The 21,164-nt window shown below is 67.2% G+C and carries 17 protein-coding genes and 2 pseudogenes; 13 read left to right on the forward strand and 6 right to left on the reverse strand.

All coding sequences use genetic code 11. The features are described 5' to 3' along the window. Nucleotides 1–551: 551 nt before the first annotated feature. The gene (locus tag K1X13_RS05370; protein ID WP_221023950.1) at nt 552–1,175 is read right to left on the reverse strand and encodes a hypothetical protein; all 624 of its coding nucleotides are present in this window, start codon (nt 1,173–1,175) and stop codon (nt 552–554) included. A 220-nt stretch (nt 1,176–1,395) separates the two neighbouring features. On the opposite strand from K1X13_RS05370, the gene K1X13_RS05375 reads away from it, so the two are divergent. The 5 genes from K1X13_RS05375 to K1X13_RS05395 all read left to right on the forward strand — a co-directional run bounded on the left by K1X13_RS05375 (nt 1,396) and on the right by K1X13_RS05395 (nt 12,397). Continuing rightward, nucleotides 1,396–1,632: a DUF4177 domain-containing protein gene (locus K1X13_RS05375; protein ID WP_221023951.1), complete on the forward strand. Its 237-nt coding sequence runs from the start codon at nt 1,396–1,398 to the stop codon at nt 1,630–1,632. Nucleotides 1,633–1,919: 287 nt separating this feature from the next. Further along, nucleotides 1,920–4,250 carry a GmrSD restriction endonuclease domain-containing protein gene (locus tag K1X13_RS05380; RefSeq protein WP_221023952.1) on the forward strand — a complete coding sequence of 777 codons (2,331 nt, stop codon included), beginning with the start codon at nt 1,920–1,922 and terminating at the stop codon, nt 4,248–4,250. A gap of 465 nt (nt 4,251–4,715) precedes the next feature. Continuing rightward, on the forward strand, nt 4,716–9,494 hold the full coding sequence (locus K1X13_RS05385; RefSeq protein WP_221023953.1) for an NACHT domain-containing protein: 4,779 nt from the start codon (nt 4,716–4,718) through the stop codon (nt 9,492–9,494). Between the two features lie 341 nt (nt 9,495–9,835). Next, nucleotides 9,836–10,903, forward strand: a complete 1,068-nt coding sequence (locus K1X13_RS05390) for a PD-(D/E)XK nuclease family protein (protein WP_221023954.1) — start codon at nt 9,836–9,838, stop codon at nt 10,901–10,903. Nucleotides 10,904–11,197: 294 nt separating this feature from the next. Then, nucleotides 11,198–12,397: an IS110 family RNA-guided transposase gene (locus tag K1X13_RS05395; RefSeq protein ID WP_221023955.1), complete on the forward strand. Its 1,200-nt coding sequence runs from the start codon at nt 11,198–11,200 to the stop codon at nt 12,395–12,397. A 386-nt stretch (nt 12,398–12,783) separates the two neighbouring features. On the opposite strand, the gene K1X13_RS05400 is transcribed toward K1X13_RS05395, so the two are convergent. Continuing rightward, on the reverse strand, nt 12,784–13,011 hold the full coding sequence (locus tag K1X13_RS05400) for a helix-turn-helix domain-containing protein (RefSeq protein ID WP_221023956.1): 228 nt from the start codon (nt 13,009–13,011) through the stop codon (nt 12,784–12,786). A 108-nt stretch (nt 13,012–13,119) separates the two neighbouring features. Beyond that, nucleotides 13,120–13,638, reverse strand: a complete 519-nt coding sequence (locus K1X13_RS05405; protein WP_221023957.1) for a hypothetical protein — start codon at nt 13,636–13,638, stop codon at nt 13,120–13,122. 163 nt (nt 13,639–13,801) lie between these two features. Between K1X13_RS05405 and K1X13_RS19825 the strand changes: the two are divergent. From K1X13_RS19825 to K1X13_RS05440, 7 genes and pseudogenes are all read left to right on the forward strand, one after another. Beyond that, nucleotides 13,802–13,918, forward strand: a pseudogene (locus K1X13_RS19825) (DUF2188 domain-containing protein); the annotation flags it as partial. Between the two features lie 507 nt (nt 13,919–14,425). Next, a complete protein-coding gene (locus K1X13_RS05415) occupies nt 14,426–14,902 on the forward strand; it encodes an SHOCT domain-containing protein (protein WP_221023959.1) in 477 nt (158 codons plus the stop codon). Nucleotides 14,903–14,971: 69 nt separating this feature from the next. Further along, nucleotides 14,972–16,012, forward strand: coding sequence for an SHOCT domain-containing protein (locus tag K1X13_RS05420; protein ID WP_221023960.1), 1,041 nt, complete (start codon nt 14,972–14,974; stop codon nt 16,010–16,012). A gap of 130 nt (nt 16,013–16,142) precedes the next feature. Further along, on the forward strand, nt 16,143–16,325 hold the full coding sequence (locus K1X13_RS05425) for a hypothetical protein (RefSeq protein WP_221023961.1): 183 nt from the start codon (nt 16,143–16,145) through the stop codon (nt 16,323–16,325). A gap of 221 nt (nt 16,326–16,546) precedes the next feature. Then, nucleotides 16,547–17,497 carry an NHL repeat-containing protein gene (locus tag K1X13_RS05430; protein ID WP_221023962.1) on the forward strand — a complete coding sequence of 317 codons (951 nt, stop codon included), beginning with the start codon at nt 16,547–16,549 and terminating at the stop codon, nt 17,495–17,497. Between the two features lie 52 nt (nt 17,498–17,549). Further along, nucleotides 17,550–17,996: an SRPBCC family protein gene (locus K1X13_RS05435; protein ID WP_221023963.1), complete on the forward strand. Its 447-nt coding sequence runs from the start codon at nt 17,550–17,552 to the stop codon at nt 17,994–17,996. Nucleotides 17,997–18,053: 57 nt separating this feature from the next. Beyond that, entirely contained in the window at nt 18,054–18,719 is a 666-nt protein-coding gene (locus tag K1X13_RS05440) for an HAD family hydrolase (protein ID WP_221023964.1), read from the forward strand. A gap of 120 nt (nt 18,720–18,839) precedes the next feature. Here the strand turns inward: K1X13_RS05440 and K1X13_RS19595 are convergent, their stop codons facing one another. From K1X13_RS19595 to K1X13_RS19605, 3 genes and pseudogenes are all read right to left on the reverse strand, one after another. Continuing rightward, nucleotides 18,840–19,085 (reverse strand): MmyB family transcriptional regulator, encoded by a 246-nt coding sequence (locus K1X13_RS19595; RefSeq protein WP_308249461.1) that lies wholly within the window; start codon nt 19,083–19,085, stop codon nt 18,840–18,842. A gap of 65 nt (nt 19,086–19,150) precedes the next feature. Further along, nucleotides 19,151–19,396 (reverse strand): annotated as a pseudogene (locus K1X13_RS19600) (MmyB family transcriptional regulator); the annotation flags it as partial. Further along, entirely contained in the window at nt 19,393–19,785 is a 393-nt protein-coding gene (locus tag K1X13_RS19605; protein ID WP_308249404.1) for a helix-turn-helix domain-containing protein, read from the reverse strand. The pseudogene K1X13_RS19600 and the gene K1X13_RS19605, both read right to left, overlap by 4 nt. A gap of 176 nt (nt 19,786–19,961) precedes the next feature. On the opposite strand from K1X13_RS19605, the gene K1X13_RS05450 reads away from it, so the two are divergent. After that, nucleotides 19,962–20,807 (forward strand): SDR family oxidoreductase, encoded by an 846-nt coding sequence (locus K1X13_RS05450; RefSeq protein ID WP_221023965.1) that lies wholly within the window; start codon nt 19,962–19,964, stop codon nt 20,805–20,807. Nucleotides 20,808–21,164: the final 357 nt, after the last annotated feature.

Here is a 21,164-nt window from a genome sequence, read left to right on the forward strand (position 1 = left end):
GGCGAACGGCTCCCACACCTCGCGTCCTAGGGATCACGTGGGGCTAGCACCATTGGGGCCATGCGCGGCGGAAAAACCTAGGTCGCACAGGTCGGGTGCCCATCTTCTCGCGGCGCACATGCCGGTCGAGTTGTCCGCCAGTCCTCCACGTGGCAATGCCAGCCCTTGAAGTGCTTGTCCTCCACGCCGTCAAGAACTAGGGACATCCCGTGCTCTACCGCGTACGGCCGAAACTCGGCGGATCGTAGGACTGGACACGTCCGATCAAAGCACGAGCGGCCGACGACGTTAGAACCGTTGGCTTCCTCTATGCCCGCGCCAATGTGTCTTCTGCCATCGAAAACGACGCGCCGAGCACCTACGCGTCATGTCGACGTGCAAGTTATCCAGCGTCACCTGCATGGCCGAAGCGGCTCATGACTTTGCTCATGACGGGCAGCAGATCTCGATTGAAGCGCAGTCGGGAAGTCGCCGCGACACCAGGCGATCAGGATCAACGGGTGCCGTGACCTGCCATACGCGCGTAGGCGACTTCTCTGCTGCGCACGGGCTCAGTGGGGCCCTACGACCAGGTCGAGATCGGATGGATCTTCGAAGTCGAAGGTGGGGCGGTCACCGATCACGAGCTGATAGTGCGAACTCTTGGAATCAAGTGGGACCGTGAACCGGAAGCGGCACCCGTCTCCGCCGTTGACGCCGTTGTCTTTCACGTAATCACCAGGGCCGAGGGATCCAGTGCCGATGATGGTTCCAGAGGCGTCGAGGACCTTAACCGGCGTACCGTCGCGCAAATCCGTGTAATCGAAGGGGTCAACGATGTAGCCGCCGCCGCTAATGCCGTGGCAGGGGTCGTACGTGGTGTATCCACCGCCTCCGACTATGACCAAACTCCCACGAGCCTCGATGGCCTGACTTCCTGCGCTTTCACCGCCGCGGACTGCCGTGAGCGCTATCGCCAGGACAACCAGGGCTGCCCCGCCAGCAAGAACGAGAATCTTGCGTCGCGGCAACCAGCCATGCTTGCGCTTACGGCCCGCTTCTTGCTCCTGTCGGACGCGCAGAGAATCCCCGTCATCGGTGGTCGAAACCCATTGGCCGTCTTGCCAGCGCCAAGCGCCGTCGGGGCTCAGAGTCCCTGCAGGGGGTTCGCCGCGTGGATTCTCACCCATCGTCATTCTCGCCATCTAGAGGGAGCAATTTGTCCTATTCGAGAATATTCGGGGCTTGACTGTCGTGCGTCAAACTCCCAGGGGCGTGTTGCGACGCACCGTCGTGGTGGAATGACGCGGCTGCCGCGGCGAGCGCGGATGCATCCGATCACAATGACGAGGTGATCCGGCTGTCGACTATACCGATGGAATCATCGAGAAGCGGGGACCTGGGCTTAGTCATTTCATGACGGCGAACACCCCGCACTACGCCAACAAGGTCGTAGAAGTTCGATCACGAATGATCGGCGGCAAGATGTCTGGCCAGGAGCTCGAGCACCTACTGAACTCGTACGGCGCTCAGGGCTGGCAACTGAAAGCCATTACGTCCACTGATGTGAAAGGCCGGCTAGGACCGGGAGGCGTCGAAGGACTGCTCGTGACTTTCGAGTGGAACCCTCGCGCCGGCTTGGCGGTGGGTTGAGCGCAGAAGACCTAGGTTTTGAGTCCCGGCTGCCACCCAGACCGCGGCGGGCGGCGCCTTCAAGCGGCGGAATGACGCGTGCTTCTCGCACCTTGGACTGAGAGCCCAATGGCTCGCGAGGCGATAATCAGCGCCATGGTCGCCGGTGAGTGAGAGCTCCCCTCACCGAGACCCGGTGCGCCCCAGGTGCTGTTTCCCTTCCAACCCGGTCCCCGAAGTGGGCCCGCTTTGTTAGGTTCGCTGGAAACACCCGCGCGAGTCGAGACCAGTCGGGGGATCTCCACCTCATGGACAAGAAATTCACCAGCGACGAAGTGCCGCTCGCCCAACTGCTCGGCCAGGCCGACAGTGGAGCGCTCCAGCTGCCCGATTTCCAGCGCGGCTGGGTGTGGGACGACTACGGCATCCGCAGCCTGCTGGCCTCGATCTCCCTGTCCTACCCGATCGGTGCTGTGATGACGCTGCAGACCGGCAACCCCGAGGTGAAGTTCCGCCCTCGGCCACTGGAGGGTGTCGAGGGGACCCAGCAGAAGGAACCTGATCTGCTGCTTCTCGATGGACAGCAGCGCGCGACCTCCTTGTACCTGGTGTTGAAGTCCGGTCGACCCGTGCCCACCCGCGACGCCCGCAACAAGAAGATGGAGCGGCTCTACTACGTCGACATAAGGGCTGCCCTCGACCCTGCCGCGGACCGGGAGGACGCCATCGTGTCGGTCCCCGCCGATGGGCAGGTGAAGAACTTCCGAGGCGAGGTCCAGCTCGACCTTTCCACCCGGGACGCGGAGATTGCTAAGGAACACTTCCCGCTGGCAGCGGTGCTGGACTACACCGAGACGATGGCCTGGCAGTTGAAGTACCTCAGCGAAGGCCCGGGGGAGTCCTCGGACCGGCTGGCCACATGGATGGCGTTCAACGAGGGCATCATCAACGCGTTCGTCCAGTATCAGGTGCCGGTCATCGAACTGATCAAGGCCACCCCCAAAGAAGCCGTGTGTCAAGTGTTCGAAAAGGTCAACACGGGTGGTGTGTCGCTTACCGTCTTCGAACTCCTGACCGCCACCTATGCCGCCGACGACTTCAATCTTCGAGATGACTGGGCAGACCGGGAATCGCGCTTCGACCAGCACGGCGTCTTGGGCCGCTTCCGGGAAACTGACTTCTTGCAGGTTGTCACATTGCTGGCGACGTTGGCCCGTCGCGAAGCGTTCCTTGTGAAGAACTCCGACGCGGCGGTGGCGCCAGCAGTGTCGTGCAAACGGAAGGACGTGCTGCGGCTAGCACTTGAGGACTACCAGCAATGGGCCGACATCGCGACCAAGGCGATCGAGCGGGTTGTCCCGTTCCTGCATAGCGAGCACATCTTCACCAGCAATGACGTCCCGTACCCTACGCAGATCGTGCCGCTGGCCGCGGCCATTGCGCGGTTGGAGTCGGACGCCGACTCCTTCGGAGTCCGCGAGTTGCTGCGCCGTTGGCTCTGGTGCGGTGTCTTTGGCGAGATGTACGGCGGGTCCACGGAGACCCGCTTCGCCTTCGATCTCCCTGACATCCTCACGTGGGTCGAGGACCCTGAGGCGGAACCGCGTACCGTGCGAGAGGCCCAGTTCCAGGCCGCGCGACTCTTGAGCCTTCGCACTCGCGGCAGCGCGGCGTACAAGGGGCTCTACGCCTTGCAGATGAAGCGCGGCGGCCGAGACTTCCGCACCGGCACCACGATCGACATTCACGCCCATGCCGATGACGCCATCGACATCCACCACATTTTTCCGCAGAAGTGGGGCAGCAAGAACAACGTCGACGCTCGTCTGATCGACAGTGTGGTCAATAAGTCGGCTATCGACGCCCACACCAATCGGCGCATCGGCGGCAACGCCCCCAGCGCCTACCTCGCCTCGATTGAGAAGTCCGACAAGATCTCCGAGGCCGAGCTTGACGCCATCCTCCGCAGCCACGACATCGCACCCCATCATCTGCGCGATGACAACTTTCCTGCCTTCTTCACTCACCGGTTCGAGCGGCTCGTCAAGCAGATCGAGGAGGCTATGGGCAAGCCGGTCAACCGTGCCTCCGACGGCAGCGACAACCCGTTCGCGGCCCAAGCTGCCGGCAGCAGCGATCCCGCCGCAGTGATCGCGGAGATGATCCAGCAGGGCGAAACCAAGGTGATCGAATTCAAGTCAACGGGTCGACTCAACACCTTCACAGGCGACAAGGACCCTGCCATCGAGTGGAGTTTGCTCAAGACTATCGCTGCTTTCGCCAACGCATATGGAGGGAGCGCGATCGTCGGAGTCGCCGATGACGGCACCGTCGTGGGCATCGAAGGTGACCTGCCGTTCGTCCACAAGCACGACCTTGACGGCTGGATGCTGTGGTTCACCAAGGCCGTGGCCGACAGCATGGGTAAACTCACCGCCGCCGATCTTGACATCCAGCCAGCCACGATCGAGGACAAGCTGGTGCTGAAGATCGACGTCGGACCGGCTGCCAAACCAGTTTTCGCCAAGAGCCCGAAAGACCCTAAGCCCGTCTTCATGACTCGTTTGGGCAACGCCACCCACGAGCTCTCGGGCCAGGAGCTGTTGGACTATCTGCAGCAGCGGTGGCCGACCGCGTGATCACACGATGGTGAGGACAGGCTTCAGCCCGACCTGCAGCCAGGACCGCACCACCGGAGGCGGAGGATGGCGCCTCGGGGGTTCCGAACTGCGCCTTCACCGAGTCATACGTGCTGTTGCTCAGGGCCGAAGACCCATGGAGGACTGTTCTGATGAGTCTCATGCACGGCTGAAGCGGAGACGGTTGTCAGCCATGGCCTGGCTAGGTCACGGGCGGCGGATAGACACGCTTATCGCGACAGATCCGGGCGACAGGGCGGAGCGCCAGTCAACCGGCCATGATCGGTCGCGGATCCAACATGCCCGACTCACCGATCGTTAGGCTTCACGGGTCACTGTTTGGAGCGTTCCGATGGGGGTGGTTCTCGTTTCCGGTTGGGCACTGTTGCTGCGCCACCAGGTGCCGGATCTCCAGACTCCGCTCACCAGGCCGACGCGACGATGTGCGCTGCGAGGTCGCAGGTGATGCCGCGGGATCTTCGACCGCTGCCCAATGTCCGGTTCCGAGAGATTCGAGAGCACGGAGGGCATCAGGACCGCGCCTGGGAAGAACTCGCCTTCCAGCTCGCCGGCGACATGGACCAGATCCCGCACGACGCCGTATGGGAGCGACGAGGCACCCCTGACGGCGGCATCGAGTTCTCCTGCGCCTTCGAGCTCGGTGGTCGCCGCGAGCGGTGGGCATGGCAGGCCAAGTACCTGTTCAGCCTAAGCGCCAGCGCGTTCCGCCAGATGGGCGATTCCTTCAAGGACGCGATCGCCAACGAGCCCGACATCACTCGCTACCTGTTGGTCGTCCCCGTCAACCGGCCGGCCGGAGCAATCGGCACGAGCGCGCTGAAGAAGTGGGAAGACTACGTCGCCGATTGGCAGCAGCATGCCCGCGATCGCGGGATCGAGGTGGCAATCGAGTACCGCGGCGAATCAGAAGTGGTGCAGGCGATCACGCTGGCCAAGAACGCCGGCACACTTCGCTACTTCTTCGACCACACGTTCCTGGGCCACGACGTCTGCGCTTCGGTGGTGAACCGCGCGATCACAAATCTCGGCGATCGTTACGAGCCAGACACCGACGTGGGCTCCCAGGTCGACGACGTGCTTGATGCGGTTGTGCTCAACAATCGCTTCGTCGACCGTTTGGGCCGCACTCTGCGGCAAGCGTCCGAGGATGCGGGCACCTGCGCGAGCTACCTTCGCCGGGCAGGTGTCGACAGCGAGCCGATCCGCACCGCGGCCGCAAGGTTTGCCGACGAGCGTGACGCGGCCAGGCTGCTTCTTCAGGACGCGCTCGCGCCGGACTTCGCTCGCCTGGAACGCAGCGCTGCAGACCTGATCGACCGGCTCGAGCACGGCTTGGACCAGGCGAGAAGGGAGCTCACGGACCGGGTACAGGCCCCGCAGCCGGGCACGGCACCGGTTCCGTCGATCCACGAGGTCACTGACGTGGCCCTGCGGGCGGTCGACAGCGCACGTAGGGCGCGCGCTCTGTGCGTTGGCGACCAGGCACGAGCCGCGACGACGGGCGCGGTGCTTCTCGTTGGCGGTGCCGGGTCCGGCAAGTCGCACACGCTGGCTTCACACTGCGCGGCGCGGCTCGAGGAGGAACAGCCGACCCTGTTGGCGCTCGGACAGCACCTCGCCCCAGGGTCGTCGGTGTGGTCGGAGGTCCTGACCAGCATGGACTTCAACTACGACAGCTCCGACCTGCTGCAAGGACTCGAATCAGCAGCGCTCGTCAACCGAAGCGGGCGAGCGCTCATAGTCGTCGACGCCGTCAACGAAGGTGCGGGACGCGACCTGTGGCACAGCCGGGCCACCGGGTTTCGAGCCGACATTCGGGCGCACCCGCGAGTGGCAGTCATCCTTAGCGTCCGCGACACCTACGAGAACGTCGTGCTTCCCGACGGGTTTGCCGACGACTCGGACCTAGTCACTCGCCTCGTCCATCCGGGGATCGAGGGTCGCGAGAGCCTCGCGCTGGAGCGGTACGCCGCACACTACGGCCTCGACCTTCCCGCAGTTCCCGGCTATCACCCGGAGTTCTCCAACCCCCTGCTGCTGAAGTCGGTGTGCCGTTCAGCGCGTGGGCACGGGGTCACGACCATCCCGACCCTGGACCGCGGCCAGGCCTGGATCTTCGACGGTCTGCTCAACGACGTCGACAACGCCATCTGCAGCCGCGACAGGCTTGATCGCGACCCCGGAGAGCACATCGTGGTCAGGGCCGTGCAGGACCTCGCACGCGTGATGAACACGAGCGGGTCCGAGGCGGTCCCTCTTCGGCAGGCCCGCTGCATCTGCAGGGCCATCCACGACGACGGGGGCCGCGCCAGCAGGAGCCTTCTGAACGCCCTGTGCAGCGAGGGGATCCTCCTGCGGGAGAAGTCTCGCGATGGCGGTGAGCAGGTGCGCGTCACGTTTCAGCGACTGACTGACTACCTGCGCGCCCAGGACCTGCTCGCACAGGCGTCCGCGAGTGACGAACTGGCGCGCGCCCTCGGCTCGCGTCTGTCCGGGCCGAAGGCGTGGTCGTGGCTCGGAGTGACCGCCGCCTTGTGCGCTCTGGTGCCTGAACGGTTCGGTGTGGAGCTCATCGACCTGCTCGCGCCGGACAAGAAGGAAGAGGGGGAGGGTGCCGGGGACGGTGCCGATGAGAGCGCCGCGGGAGACGCCGATGGTCGGAACGTGGCCCAGCTCGAAGAGGACCGGCTGAGTCCCTACGTCAGGTACGAACTGGCCACCGCTCACCTCGACTCCTTGGCGTGGCGTCAGGCGTCCTCGATCACGCCGCGCACCGTCGAGGTGGCTCGCGAAGCCGTTCTAAGGCACGACATCGAGAACGACGACTGGGTCGGCGCTCTGTTGCACGTGTCGTGCACCCCGGGGCATCCGCTCAATGCAGCGTTCATGAGCGGTGAGCTGGGACCGCGCGACATCACCACTCGGCACTTCGGGTGGTACGTCGCTGTTCACGCGCTGTGGGGCGTCGACGGCAATCCGGTCGCGCGGCTCGTGGACTGGGCATGGAATCCCGGCCGCGCACTCACGGAGCCGGTACGCCGGCTGGTCGCCCAGCAGCTCACGTGGTTCCTCGGTTCGACCTCGCCTCGGCTGCGCGACTCCTCGACCAAGGCGCTCATCAACGTGTTGGACGCCCACACAGGCGACCTCGTCTGGCTGCTCAACGAGTTCGTTTCCATCGACGACTGGTACATCGTCGAACGCCTGCACGCCGTCACGTACGGCCACGTCACGCGCCTCGACGCCACGAACACCGACGACGACGCTCTCATCGCTCTCGCAGGAGCGGTAGTGGCATTGCACGACGCTCGACCGACCACGCACCTGCTGATTCGCTACTACAGCGAACGAGCCCTTGTCCGGATCCGGGACCTGGTGTCGCGTCCCGAAGACCTCCCCGAGCTTCAGTTCGCCGTGAGTGGCTGGCCGTTGACAGCCCCGACGCGCAAGGAGGTAGCCCTACTGCTCGGCGACCCGAATGACCGTTACCTCACCGGGTCTCCCATGGGATACGACTTCCGGGAGAAGCTGATCAAGCGTGGAGTTGGCGAGGAGTTCGTACCGCCAGACCAGCGCCGACTGATCGCGAATCGGAAGGCGCGTGCCCGGCGCCTGCGCGCCAAGACGTTGGATTCACTACAGCAGCTCTTAGGCGATCGGGACCCCGCGGAGGTGATCGAGGAGGTCAAGGCCGCTGAGGGGGAACCCGTCGATATCACGCGGCCTGCGCGGCGGCGCTCCGCACGCCAAGCCGTCATCGACACGCTTCCCGAAGGAGCCGAGCAGCACCTGCGGACCCTCGACCAGGCGGACCGCAGCCGACGCTCGACCGACCCGGTCCACATGGACGGTGAGCTGCTGGTGCGCTGGCTGATCGCCCGCACCCTCGAACTCGGGTGGATCCCCGAGGCGCTCGGCGGGCCGGCCGAACCGCACCGGTCGCGTCTTCCGGGTGAGGACAAGCTCGAGACCTTGGGCAAGAAGCACCTCTGGACCGCCTACTACGAACTGCTCGGGGTCCTCACCGACCACTGCACGGTCCATCGGTTCGGCGGTGAGGCCGCCGAGTACCGCAACCCCTGGCAACTGCACTCCGCGGACGACATCGACCCGACGATCGCGATCCGGGGCGACACCCCGCCACCCGGGTCGACTAGCGCACGGTTGCTCGAGCTCGAGCGTGGAGACGGGCAACCGTGGTGGCGCACCCACCACGCGTCCGCACTGCGCACGACCATTCCCGCCGACGTGGAATGGTTGAACGACGAGAGCGACATCCCTGCCTTTCCCGATCTCCTCTCCTGCACCGACGCCGACGGTGAGCGGTGGGTCGTGCTGGAGTCCCACAGTTCGTGGGAACGCGACAAGGCGCCGTCCGCCCGCGAGCCTCACCGCCATGACATGTGGTTCCGCACGCAGTCCTACTTCGTCCGCGCCGAGCACCTCGACGAGGTCGCGACCTGGGCTTCGGGCAAGAACTGGATGGGACTGTGGATGCCCACCCCACCGGACTGGGGTCCGGGCTGGTTCCGCGAATATCCCGCAGGCGATCCGTGGTCCGAGTGGCTTGCCACCTCGAATGAGGAGCGCAGATTCGACGGCGATACCGATGGCCAAGCGCCGGGCTGGGTCGTACCCAGCAAGGAGTCCTTCCCGTCCGCGCCGATCGCGCTGACGACGCACGGGTCGACGGCGAAAGCTGACCGTGACCTCTCTGCCACGGACCTGCCGCGCACGCTGCTGCCCTCGCCAACAACCATAGGCCTGCTTGGCGCGAGGCTTGCGCCACCACGGCACGCCTCGGCTGGGCGACTGGGCCTAGGGCCGGTGGAGTCAGAGTACGCGTGGTTGGTGGGCGAGGAGATTGTCATGTTTGCCACCGACGGCCACGGCCACCTCGGTGGGTCAAGTCTCCTAGTGAAGGCCCGCGTGCTCAACGACGCGCTGCAGCGCGCCGGCTGGGCATGCTGGTCATGGGTGTTGGGCGAGAAGATCAACTGGGTCAACGGCGACCCGACCTCGACGCGAATGGACATTTTTGGCGCGGCTGCTATCGACACCGATGTGCGCACGTGGTCTCGCGACACACAGGTGAAGGGTGTGCGCGACGAAACTCATGAAGTGATCGAACCTGCCAAGAGCAAGCCCGTCTTTGAGGACGACGAGACGCGCGAGGCCTACGAGGCGTTCATCCGGATGTACTCGGGCACGCCGGAGATCTGAGTGGGAGGAAAGGCGGCTTGATTGTTCAGCACTTGTCGGCCTTCCGTCCGAAAGATATTGACGGGCCCGAGCGACGCAGACAGGCGGCGGCAAGACGCACCTCGCTAGACCACGTCCGGTCGCTGGCTCACCTGACCGGTTTGGGTTCCCGGACCACCAGGGCTCACTGACCGTAGGAGAAGCGACGTTGAGCACGTACAAGGCTGGTTCCGCCAGTGCGCACCAGCTCGTGTGAAGGCTGGAATCACCAGCCTGGTCGCGGCCGAAGCGCTAGCCAGGAGACGAGCGAGACGCCGTGTCGTTCTGTCCACAGACGCTGGATGTCTCTCTAGGGTGCTGACGTGACCAGCAACCTCGCCGACGCCGTTCGCACTCTAGACGAAGAGCCGCTGTTCCACGCCTCGATGGCCAGCCGAGAGCTGTTCCACACCAATCTGATTCGATGGTTGAGTCGCAAACACCCCGCTGCTGCACGCGTGCTGGTCACCGGACTCGGTCTGAGAGGTGCCGACGAGAACCTGGTTGTCGAGCGTGAGGTTCGTCTTCCCGACCGGATTCTGGCCAATGGTCAGAAGAAGCAGCAGAAGATCGATCTTTACCTCCACACGGAGTCCAGCCGCCTTTGGATAGAAGTGAAGATCGGAGCTATCCCCGCAGCCGACCAACTCACCGAGTACTCCGACGCTATCGCCAAAGCATGGGAAGACCCGGGCGAACACGTGCTCATCTCGCTCCACAAACCGAGCGCCGTGCCACGAGGGTGGACTTGGTTGTCACTGACGGACCTTGCGGAGGTATTTGAAGCCGCCCACGCTGAGATAGACGATCGATTCGACCGCGAACTGGTCCTGCACGAGGTGAACCTGCTTCGGCAGCTCGTCGTCCTCGCAGCAGCGGTCGACCCGGCAACACACCTGGACGAACCGTGGTTTTTCCCCAAGGGCACGCGGAAGGTCATCAACGATGCCCGCGCAGGGACGATCGTTCAGAAGGCTCGCGTCAGCGCACTGTTAAACCACCTCGGTCCCAAGATCTCGCAGGCAGGCCTCGACTCCGAAGCAGGGTTCTCCAACGGCACTGGCAATATCACCTGCTGGTGTGAAGGCGAGAAGACGATCTTCGGGTGGCAGCTCCAAGGCAACAGCTACCGGCTGTACGGGTCACATGTTGACGGCGTTACTGCCCACGAACTGCGCGAGAAGATCCACCCCGACTGGTACGACTTCACCGACGCGACCCGGTCCCTTCGGGCCCTCCTAATGCCGCGCGGCAAGGGAGCTGGCAAGTTCGGCACCCACTGGGCCTATGAGTACCGTCGGCTCCCCGCCGACGTGTCGACCAAGGACGTGGTAGGGCTCCTCACATCAGAGATTCGACGCCTCCAAGGCTTCGCGGACACCGTCAAGTAGACATAGTTGCGACGAGAGGACAATCGCTCACGCCGGTGGCGTGAGCGACACGTGGCGCGTCTTAGTGGGCTACTAGAGACTCCCCGTAGGGCCGACGTCTGGCCAGACTCGGTCCAGGTGCTCGGCGGGTTCGCTCTCTTTTGGGCTGCCCACCCGTTCGCGGGTGTGGCTCACTTTCGGTTTGCAGCCCGCCGGGCGCCGTGACGAGGCGTGGCTCAAGAGGGGACTGCCCAGCTCGTAGTAGCAATGCCCACCTCGCCGTCCCATCGGTACGCACCAAGGCGGGAGCAGTGCATGGAGCAGGTCATCATCGGGGTCGATCCCCACAAGCTGTCCGCGACCATCGAGGTCGTCGACGGGCATGAGCAGCTACTGGGGTCAGGTCGCTTCACCACCGACCAGGCCGGCTACGCGGCGATGCGGAAGTATGTCAAGGCGTGGCCGGACCGGGTCTGGGCGGTCGAGGGTGCGAACGGTGCCGGGCGCCCGCTGGCGCAGCGGCTTCTCGAGGCTGGCGAGCAGGTCGTCGACGTGCCGGCGAAGCTCGCCGCCCGGGTCCGGCTCTTCGACACCGGCCACAACCGGAAGACCGATGCCCTCGACGCGCACTCGGTTGCTGTTGTGGCCGTGCGCACCTCGAACCTGCGAGTGCTGAAGGCCGACGGTGAGCTGGAGGCTCTGCGGATGCTGACCGACCGACGCGAGGCACTGACGCGTCGCCGGGTGCAGATGGTGTGCCGGCTCCAGGCGCTCCTGGCTGAACTCCTTCCTGGCCAGGCGAAACGCGACATCACCACCGGCCAGGCCAAGGCGATGCTGGCCACCGTGCGGCCGCGTGACATCGCCGGCAAGACCCGTCGTCGCATTGCCGCCGAAGCGCTGGCAGAGCTGATCGCGGTCGAGGCGAAGATCAAGAAGGCCACCGCCGAACTGAAGTCGCTGGTCATGGCCCGCGGGTCACGGCTGATGGACATCCACGGCGTCGGCGCTGTCGTCGCAGGGCGGATCCTCGCAGACGTCGGCGACGTCGCCCGGTTCGCCGACCGGAACCGCTTCGCGTCGTGGACCGGAACCGCGCCCCTGGACGCTTCATCCGGCGAGCAGAACCGGCACCGTCTCTCACGTGCCGGGAACCGACGGGTCAACCACATGATCCACATCGCCGCGGTCACCCAGCTGCGCCTGGACACCGAGGGCCGTGCGTACTACCGGCGCAAGAGAGCCGCTGGGAAGAAACCCCAGGAAGCGATCCGCTGCCTCAAGCGACGGATCTCAGACGCCATCTACAAGCAACTCGTCGCCGACGCCCTACAAGCCCAGGGCGCGGACCCGGGAGGGCACTGCGGGGCGTCTCAAGAATCCAGCGCGGTCGACCTTCCCCCGCACATCGACACTTCGGATCAGCCACTCCCGGACCCGCAGCCCAGACGCTACGCCGGACCGCCCACCACTCGAAAGAGGCAGTCCCACACTCCGCTCCTGAGCACCGGTTGACACAGAGGGGAGCCTACTAATGACGGCCGGTTACACGACTGGATTGGTTCGTTGCTGGAGGCTAATGCGTGGCCATCGGATGTCCGCAGGGGTCGCTTGCGCGTTTCGCATTACGGCGGACCATCTTCACCGGATCCGTATTGCGCCGGTGGGTCCTAGGTGACCTCGCTACGCGAAACGGTCAGACATCGGATCTTGGGTCGGCCTGTCGTAGGTGATCTGCCCGTCTTGCGCGTTCCGATCAGGAGGGCGCGGCCACCCAGGAATCACGCCACCAGCACAGGCCGTGGTGGAGTTTCCGCAGATCAGAGGGTTTCGAGCTGACCCCGCACAGCGCGATCCTGCTGATGCGACGCAGCCATACGCCCCCCGCGCCCCTGCCTGCTTCACGCCTCGCCGCGCACCCGGTAGGCGCCCCGCGCCCGCCTCGGCACTCCTGCCTGGTCGAGCGCCCGACGGACGGCCGTCTGCGTCCTGCCGGTGAGCTCCGCAATTTGCCGCAGTGATCGGCCCGCCTCGTAGTGCGTCGCGACGAACGCGAGAAGTTCGGCACGCTGCTCCGTCGTCGGTCTCGGCCCGTTGGTGCCCGCGAACTGTGGCAGGGTCTTCAGCACGGGGCGCCCCGGATAGGGCATGGCGACAGGCTAGGGGTGCTGCTGAATCCCAGGCAATGAGAACAGCGACAGGCTCTGGCCGGACTGCCGTGGGTGCGTCGTGCCGCTTCAGGCGGGCTCGAGGAGTTCCGCCGGAAGCCACTCCTCGACGACAATCCAGCCCAGATCGAGGTCCTCGACGGGCCGCACGACACGGCCCCGGAAGCCGGCCTCGGTGCGGCGCCACTCCAACAGGAGTGCCGGCAGTCGGCCACGGTCATCGACTACCCAGCAGTGCTTGAGCCGCGCGACCGTTGAGGGCGCCTCGGGTGGCGGTGGCATCGGCGCAGAGGACGCGACGCGGTCAGCCATGGTGCCCCAACTGCTCCGCCGCGCCATCCCGCCTGCCACCTCACCATGATGACGCATGGTCGAGCATATGTTCGAATGCCGCAGCCCGGGACGGCAGCGATCAGCAGCCCGGTGCGCGCCGCGGTGCCGGGTACGCCGCGACGATGTCCGGGCCTGGACATTCACTACAAGCTCGGCGAGGGACACCCGATACTCGGTCGTCGCATGCCCGATCTCGACCTGGTCACCGCGGAGGGGCCGCGTCGGGTCTTCACCCTGCTCACGGATGCGGTTCACGGGGTCTGCTGGGTGATCGGGGTCATGGCGTCCTGCTCGGCTGCGAGGCGGAGCTCGACCGCGAACGGCTCGTCGGACCCTACCGGCCTGAGGCCAAGATGAGCAGCAAGAAGAACATCCACATCACACCGCGCGCTGACGTTGGTTCGCTGACGTTGGTTGGAGTGTGCGCCGGGAGGTGGTCTCGCGTTCCTCGTCGAACCACGACACCCAGGCCGGGGCGGCCGCCTCGGGCAGAGCGACCGCCCGACGGGAGAAGGGAGAGTTCTTCTCCACGTGAAGGACGGTCAGAGCCCCGTTCGTCCGGACCTCGGCACGGGCTGGGACAACGCCTTGACCACGACCTCGACAGAACCGAGAGCGCAGGTGGACACGCGCCGCTTCGTCGGAGTTCATCCATCCGACCGGGTAGGCGTAGCTCTGCCCCCCTCGATGTCTGACTGCCTCACCGCGCCTGTGTGCCGCTAGTTGGCCACGGGGATGAGCACGTCGCGTGAAGCCGTCGGGAGCCGTACATCCGTTGGTCACCCTGACAACGGCGGAGCCCGCGGCAGCGCGGTTTCCGGACTCGGTTGCGCTCGCGGAGCCGCCCCGCACGGTCACGGGCGGCGAGAGTCCGAAGGCGGGTTTGGAGGCTGGCAGACGACCCACTCAGCGCGACGACGCGTGGGAACCAACGTTGCGAATCCGGACATTGCGCCCATGTGGGGCCCGGATAGCCCGTAGGGTGTGCGCTGGTCGACGCCGTGGTGGCGTCGGCGGCGGACTGACGATGGCGGGGGATCTAGTGGGGCTGGCCGACGAGCTGGAGAACCTCCAAGACCTCCACCGCACGGGTGTCCTGACCAACGAGGAGTACGCCGAGGCCAAGGCGCGAGTGCTTGCTGACGCAGCGGACGCGCCGGGACCCCCGTCGGACGCGCCGGATGTCGCTCCTGACCCTCACGGCGCCGCTGGCCACAACGGACAGTCACGGGCGGGCGGTCCTCGCCCTGTGCGAAAGCGTGCACGGGTCGTTGGCGCGGCCGTGCTAGCCGCGCTTGTTGCGACCGGGGTCGGCGTTGGCGTCGCGTTGGCGGGAGACGAGGACAGCCGCAGCACCGACGAGATCGAGCAGATGTCGGACGCCGAGTGCCAGGAACTTAGCGATGACCTCATGGCGCAGAACAAGCCGATGTCTGAGCTGTACCCGACGCTGCGGGGCCTGGGATGCGGCAAGTGGCTCGACCAGAAGTTCGAGGAAGCTGCCGACGACGCCCCGTGACCGGTTCAACCGGTACGACCACCAGGCGTTTCCCGCCACCAACTTCCCAGCCCGCAAGAGAGATGAACGATGTCAGCTCCCGATGAACTGCGCCGGGTCTCCGAACTGCACGCCGCCGGGCACCTCACCGACGACGAGTTCAGCGCCGCCAAAGCTCAGATCCTCCGCGGAACGGCCACCCCGACCCGCCCTCAGCAGGCGTCGACCGACTCACTGGGAGACCACACCGTTCCAGCGCCAGAGCAAGCACGCGACACGGGGACCGACTGGGTACGCGGCTGGCTCGGCCGACTCTCGGGAAACGCCAGGATGGGGCTGGCCGCGGCCGCAGTGCTCGTCGTCATCGCCGTCACCAGCTTCACGATCGCGGGCGCCGGCGTAAGCGACGACCCCACCGGGACCCAAGCCCGCCCGGCCCCACCGGCGACCGACACCGGCGACATCGGTGAGGACTCCTACGAGGGAGGCTCCGCGGAAGGCTACGACTACGGCACCGACGCAGAGGCTGAGGAAGAGATCACGCCGATGTACGCCGGCGACCTCACCATTACCGAGTCTGGATACACCCGCATGATCGACGGGGCGGTCGCAAGCTGGGGAGTCATCGTCGACAACCCGACCCCGCACTTCCCCAACGCGACCGTGACCGTCGAGCTCCTCGACGCCGATGGAGCCATCGAGGACTCCTTCACCGTGGACGTGACCCTCGAGCCGTACACCCAGACCCCGGTAGGGGGGTATGTGCCGCTGAATGAGTACTCCACCGAGGACCTGGCGTTCTCCGTCGACTTCGACACCTACAACGAGGAGGACGGAGAGTTCTTTTACTCCACGTCGTACAGCGTCACCGGTGACATCATCGGCCGGGTCCTCAACGCCGAGATTGCCGTGACCGCCCAGTCGTCCGAGGGTGTCGGGGATTTCTGCCCGATCTACCTAGTCTTCCGCGACGATAAGGAGACCATCGTCGGCGGTGCAGTCATCGAGGACCACCCCAACGTCCCGGCCGGGACACCGAAAACGTTCAAGAAGTTCCTCACGGACGACCTGTTCATCCCGCAGTCTGCCGCCTCGTTCACCGGCTACCCCGACCACTCCGCCTGCTGGTGACCCGAGGGGTTCGCCAGTGCCCATAGCTGACTCCCGTCCCCCCGGGAGCTGCTCAGGCCGTCCGCCCGGGCACGGTTGGCTCCGCGACGCTGGCGGGGAAGTGTCGCCACCTCGCCGTACGGTGTACGCCATGACGACCACCACGAAGCGCGGCTCCCGCGGCCCCCGCAAGGCGCGGTTCCTCGACCCTGTTGCGCTCGCGGAGCTGCAGCGGACTGTCACCGGCGGCGACCTGTCCCCGGAGCCCGGTTTGGAGGCTGAAAACGGGAAATCTGCCGGTCTTGCACCATCAACTCCCCCCTCGCGCACGTGAGGTCGAGGATCACCTCGACGAGTCGAACGGCCGGCCCCCGGAACATCTCCGGAGGGACCGGCCGTTCGTCGTTCCCGGGCGTGTTGCCGCGTGCCCGCCCTCAGGGCGCCCGCCCCGGTCCGCCGTACCGCCGGCTTCGGGTGACCACCCCCTTGACCCTCGCTCCGACGCGGGCGCACGCTCGTGCGGTAGGCGTGGTCGATGCACGGGGAGGCCGGGACATGCGACGAGCTCGGAGTCTTGCGGTGGCGGTGCTGGCCCTGGTCACGGCGGCGGCACCGCTTCCGGCGGCCGGGGCCGGGACGGCGAGTGCGGCGGCCGAGCCGCTGCCCCGGCGCATCGATCTCCCGCGGGGGTGGCAGCCGGAGGGGATCACCACCGACAGCAGGACGTTGTACGTCGGCTCGCTCGCCGACGGCGGACTCTGGCAGGTCAACCCGCGGACGGGGGAGCGCGGCGTGCTGTGGCAGGGCAAGCAGGGCCGCGTGGCGGTGGGTGTCGACTACGACAGGCGCCGTGACCTGCTCTGGGTCGCCGGCGGCCCGACCGGGAAGATCCGCGCCCACGACGCGGACACCGGCAGGGTCATGGCCCGGTACTCCTTCGGCTCCGGCCGGTTCGTCAACGACCTGACGGTCACCCGGCGCGGCGTGTACGCGACCGACTCCTTCGGGGCCGAGCTCGCCGTGGTCCCGCTGCCCAGGCGCAGCGACCGCCTGCCACCGCGGTCCGCGGCGCGCACCCTCGAGCTGACCGGTGACTACGCGCCGGTCCCGGACGCCTTCAACCTGAACGGGATCGTCCGCGCCGGCGGCTGGCTGCTGGCCGTGCAGAGCGTGAACGGCGAGCTGTTCCGGATCAACCCGCGCACGGGGGTCACCCGGCAGGTCGCGGTGACGGGGGCGCGCCTGGTCAACGGCGACGGTCTGGAGCGGCGGGGCGACGTGCTCTACGTGGTCCGCAACCAGAACAACAAGGTGGTGGCGCTCGAGCTCGACGCGCGGCGGACCGCGGCGGAGCGGGTCGCCGTGCTGCGCCACCCCGACCTCGACGTGCCCGCCACCGCGGCCGCGACGTACCACCGGCTGTGGGCGGTCAACGCCCGGTTCGGCACCGAGCCGACGCCGAGGACGAAGTACTGGATCACCCGGCTCCGGCTGGCCCGGCCCTGACCCGCGGCGGGTCCGGATCGCGCGGGCGGGCGGTCGGGTCCATACTCGGCCCATGCCGACCTTCTCGCACGCCGTCGACGTCAACGCCCCCCGCTCGCAGGTCTTCGCGATCCTCGACGACGTGGCCCGGACGCCGGAGTGGCTGTCGCGGTGCACCGGGATCGACACGCTGTCCGACGGCCCGAACCAGGTGGGCACCGCCCTGCGCTACCACTACAAGGACGGCGGACGGCCCGGGCAGATGGACGGCGCGATCACCGTCCACCACCCCGGGGAACACCTGGCGATGCTCTACACCGACAAGCTGATGGACGTGCTGGTCGACTTCGTCACCGCCCCCGGCGCCACCGACGCCGTCACCCGGCTCACCCACACCATCGACATCCGGCCGCACGGGGTCGGGCGGGTCTTCACCCCGATCATCAAGGTCACGCTGCCCAGGCAGACCCGCGACGCGATGACCCGGCTCAAGACCCTCGCCGAGTCCGAGGCGCATTAGCCCGGCGCCGTACGGCGGCCGCGGAATGGGCCCGGGAGAACGGGGAACCGACGAGCGATGAGCGACACCCTGAGCCCCGGAGTCCTGTTCGACGTCGACGGCACCCTCCTCGACACCAACTACCTGCACGTCCTCGCCTGGTGGCAGGCGCTGAACGACGCCGGCCGCGAGGGGGTCTCGATGGCCGCGATCCACCGCGCGATCGGAATCGCGAGCGAGGGGCTGCTCGAGCGGCTGCTCGGCGAGACCGACGACACCGCGGAGGAGGCGCACTCCCGGCGCTACGAGGCGCTGCGGGACCAGGTCACCGCGTTCCCGCGGACCGCGGAGCTCGTCGCGGCGGTCGCCGACCGGGGTTTCAAGGCGGTGCTGGCGACCAGCGGCAAGAAGGACGACCTCGAGTGGATGCTGCCGGCGATCGGCGCGGAGGACGGCTTCGCGGGGGCGACCACCTCCTCCGACGTCGACGCGGGCAAGCCGTCCCCCGACCTGCTCACCGCCGCGCTCGACGAGCACGGGCTCGACCCGGGTCGCACCGTCGTCGTCGGGGACACGGTGTGGGACGTGCAGGCGGCCGAGCGCGCCGGCCTCCCGTGCATCGCGCTCACCTGCGGCGGGATCTCCGAGGCGGAGCTGCGCGAGGCGGGGGCGGCGGAGGTGTACGACGACCCGGCGGACCTCCTGGAGCGGCTCGACGAGTCGCTGCTCGGCCGGCTGGTCTGACTGGGTGTGTCCCTGTTCGCGTCCGAGTGGTAGCGGCCCAGCCGTCTACCGGGATCTGCCGATCAGCGGGTGTGTGCCCGTAGCGCACCGCACCCGCCGCGCAGCCGGCGCCTGCGTCCTTCATTCGGTCTTGGGGGACGGCACACCGTCCTCCGTGGCGCTGGTCGACTGCGGTACGCCGAGGCTGTCGGCGGTCGCGGCCCAGCTGGCCAGCAGGTTCAGGGCGTCCTGGGTGGGGGACCCGGGTTCGGCGGTGTAGGCGAGAAGGTTTTGGCGGGGGTCGGCGGGCAGAGGGAAGGACTCGAAGGGCAGGTCGAGGTCGCCGACGACGGGGTGGTGGAGGAGCTTGACGCCGCTGGTGTGGATGCGGACGTTGTGTGCCGCCCAGCGCGGCGGAACTCCTCGCTGCGGGTGGAGAGCTGTCCGATCAGGTCCGAGAGGTCCCGGTCGTAGGGGTCTCGGCCGGCTTCGGCGCGCAGCAGGGCGACGGTGTCGTTGGCGGCCTTGTCGTAGTCGCGGAAGAACTCGGTCGCGTTCGGGTCGAGGAAGACGAACCTGGCGTTGTTGGCCGGTCTGGCGGGGTCGGCGTAGACCGGTGAGTACAGCGCGACCCCGAGGTCGTTGGCGGCCAGGATGTCGAGCCGGCCGTTGAGCACGAACGCCGGTGTCAGGGTCATCGAGTCCAGGATGCGCTGGACGGTGGACCGGACCCGCTGGCGGGCGGGGCGGCGGCGCGGGGACGGGTGGTGCCGGCGGTGCGGAGCAGGTCCTCCAGGTGCGCCCGCTCCGCCTCGTCGAGCTGCAGGGCGTGAGCGAGTCCCTCGATCACGCTGTCGGAGACGCCGGTGGCGTTGCCGCGCTCGAGCTTGGTCATGTACTCCGGGGAGATCCCGGCCAGGCTTGCGACCTCGGAGCGGCGCAGCCCCGGCACCCGGCGGCGGTCGCCGCCGTACACGGGCAGCCCGGCCTGCTCGGGGGTGATCCGCGCCCGGCGGGTGGAGAGGAACTCCCGGATCTGGGCGCGGACGTCACCACGGACGTCCCGCTGGTCGTTGCCCTCTGCCATGACCTCGACCATACGGGCGGTTCGGTCGGGCAGGGGGTCCTTGTCAGTACCCCTCTCGCAGGGGCTCCCACCCTCCTCTGCCGGCTGGTTCCGTAGTGGGTGCCACCGCCGACGAGGCGGTGGTCCTACAGGCAGCACCCCATCCCACCCAGCCCCAGCCAGAGGAAGAACACCCTATGAGCGAGAAGAAGGTTTGGTTCATCACCGGCGCCGGTCGTGGCCTCGGTGTCGACATCGCCAAGGCTGCCCTGGTGGCCGGCCACGCGGTGGTCGCGACCGCCCGCAACGCGGAGTCCGTAACCGAGGCGCTCGGTGAGCACGACGACCTGCTGTCCGTCGACCTGGACGTCACCGACCCCGCCGCGGCCGCGCCCGCCGTGAACGCGACCGTCGAGCGGTTCGGCCGACTCGACGTGCTGGTCAACAACGCGGGAAGCTTCCAGGCCGGCTTCTTCGAGGAGATGGCGCCGGAGAACTTCCGCTCCCAGATCGAGACCACCCTGTTCGGGCCGGTCAACGTCACCCGCGCCGCTCTTCCGCAGTTGCGCGCCCAGCGCTCCGGTCTGGTGATGACGATCTCCTCGACCGCGGGCATCGCGGCCGACGGCGACTTCCTCACCGCGTACGCCGCCTCGAAGTTCGGCGTCGAGGGGTTCATGGAGGGCCTGGCTCCCGAGGTCGCGCCGTTCGGCATCCGCACCATGCTCGTCGAGCCCGGCTTCTTCCGCACCGAGCTCCTCACGCCGCAGTCCACGCAGTACGCCGAGCCCTCCATCGAGGACTACGCGGAGCGCACGACCACGACCGTAGCGGCGTGGAAGGGCATGGACGGCAAGCAAGGCGGGGACCCCGCCAAGCTCGCCGGCGCGCTGGTGCGGCTGGCCGGGGTCGAGGAGCCCCCGGCACGCTTCGCCGCCGGCGCCGACGCCGTGACCACCTTCGAACAGAAGGCCGGCGAGCTCCTCGCCCAGGCCGACGCCCACCGCGGGCTGTCCACCAGCCTCGCCCACGACGACGCCTGAGCCAGAAGCCGTCGCCGTCCCTGCAGCCGGGACACACCAGTGAGCGCAGGGCCCGGTCCGTCGTACCTGCGCCCTCGGCTCGCGGGCGGCGGGGACCTTCGCCGCCGCGGGCCGGGCCGTTCGGCTCTGACCCCGGGAGCGACGGCGGGGTGGAATGGAGATGACGAGGAGGATCCCCTCCGGAACACGGGAGCGGTTGTTCCGCACGTGGAGTTTCGGTCCGTGCATAACGGTTCGGGTCCTCCTCGCCTCTGCGTTCCCGCGGCCGGATGCGGCGGGCCGGAGACGGGACAGGAGGCCGGACCCTGGTGGGTCCGGCCTCCTGCGCGTGCGGTGTCTCTCGTGCCGTTGCCGGTG

Origin of the sequence: Nocardioides jiangsuensis (genome assembly GCF_019679455.1) — a bacterium.
GTDB classification, from domain to species: Bacteria; Actinomycetota; Actinomycetes; order Propionibacteriales; family Nocardioidaceae; genus Nocardioides_C; species Nocardioides_C jiangsuensis.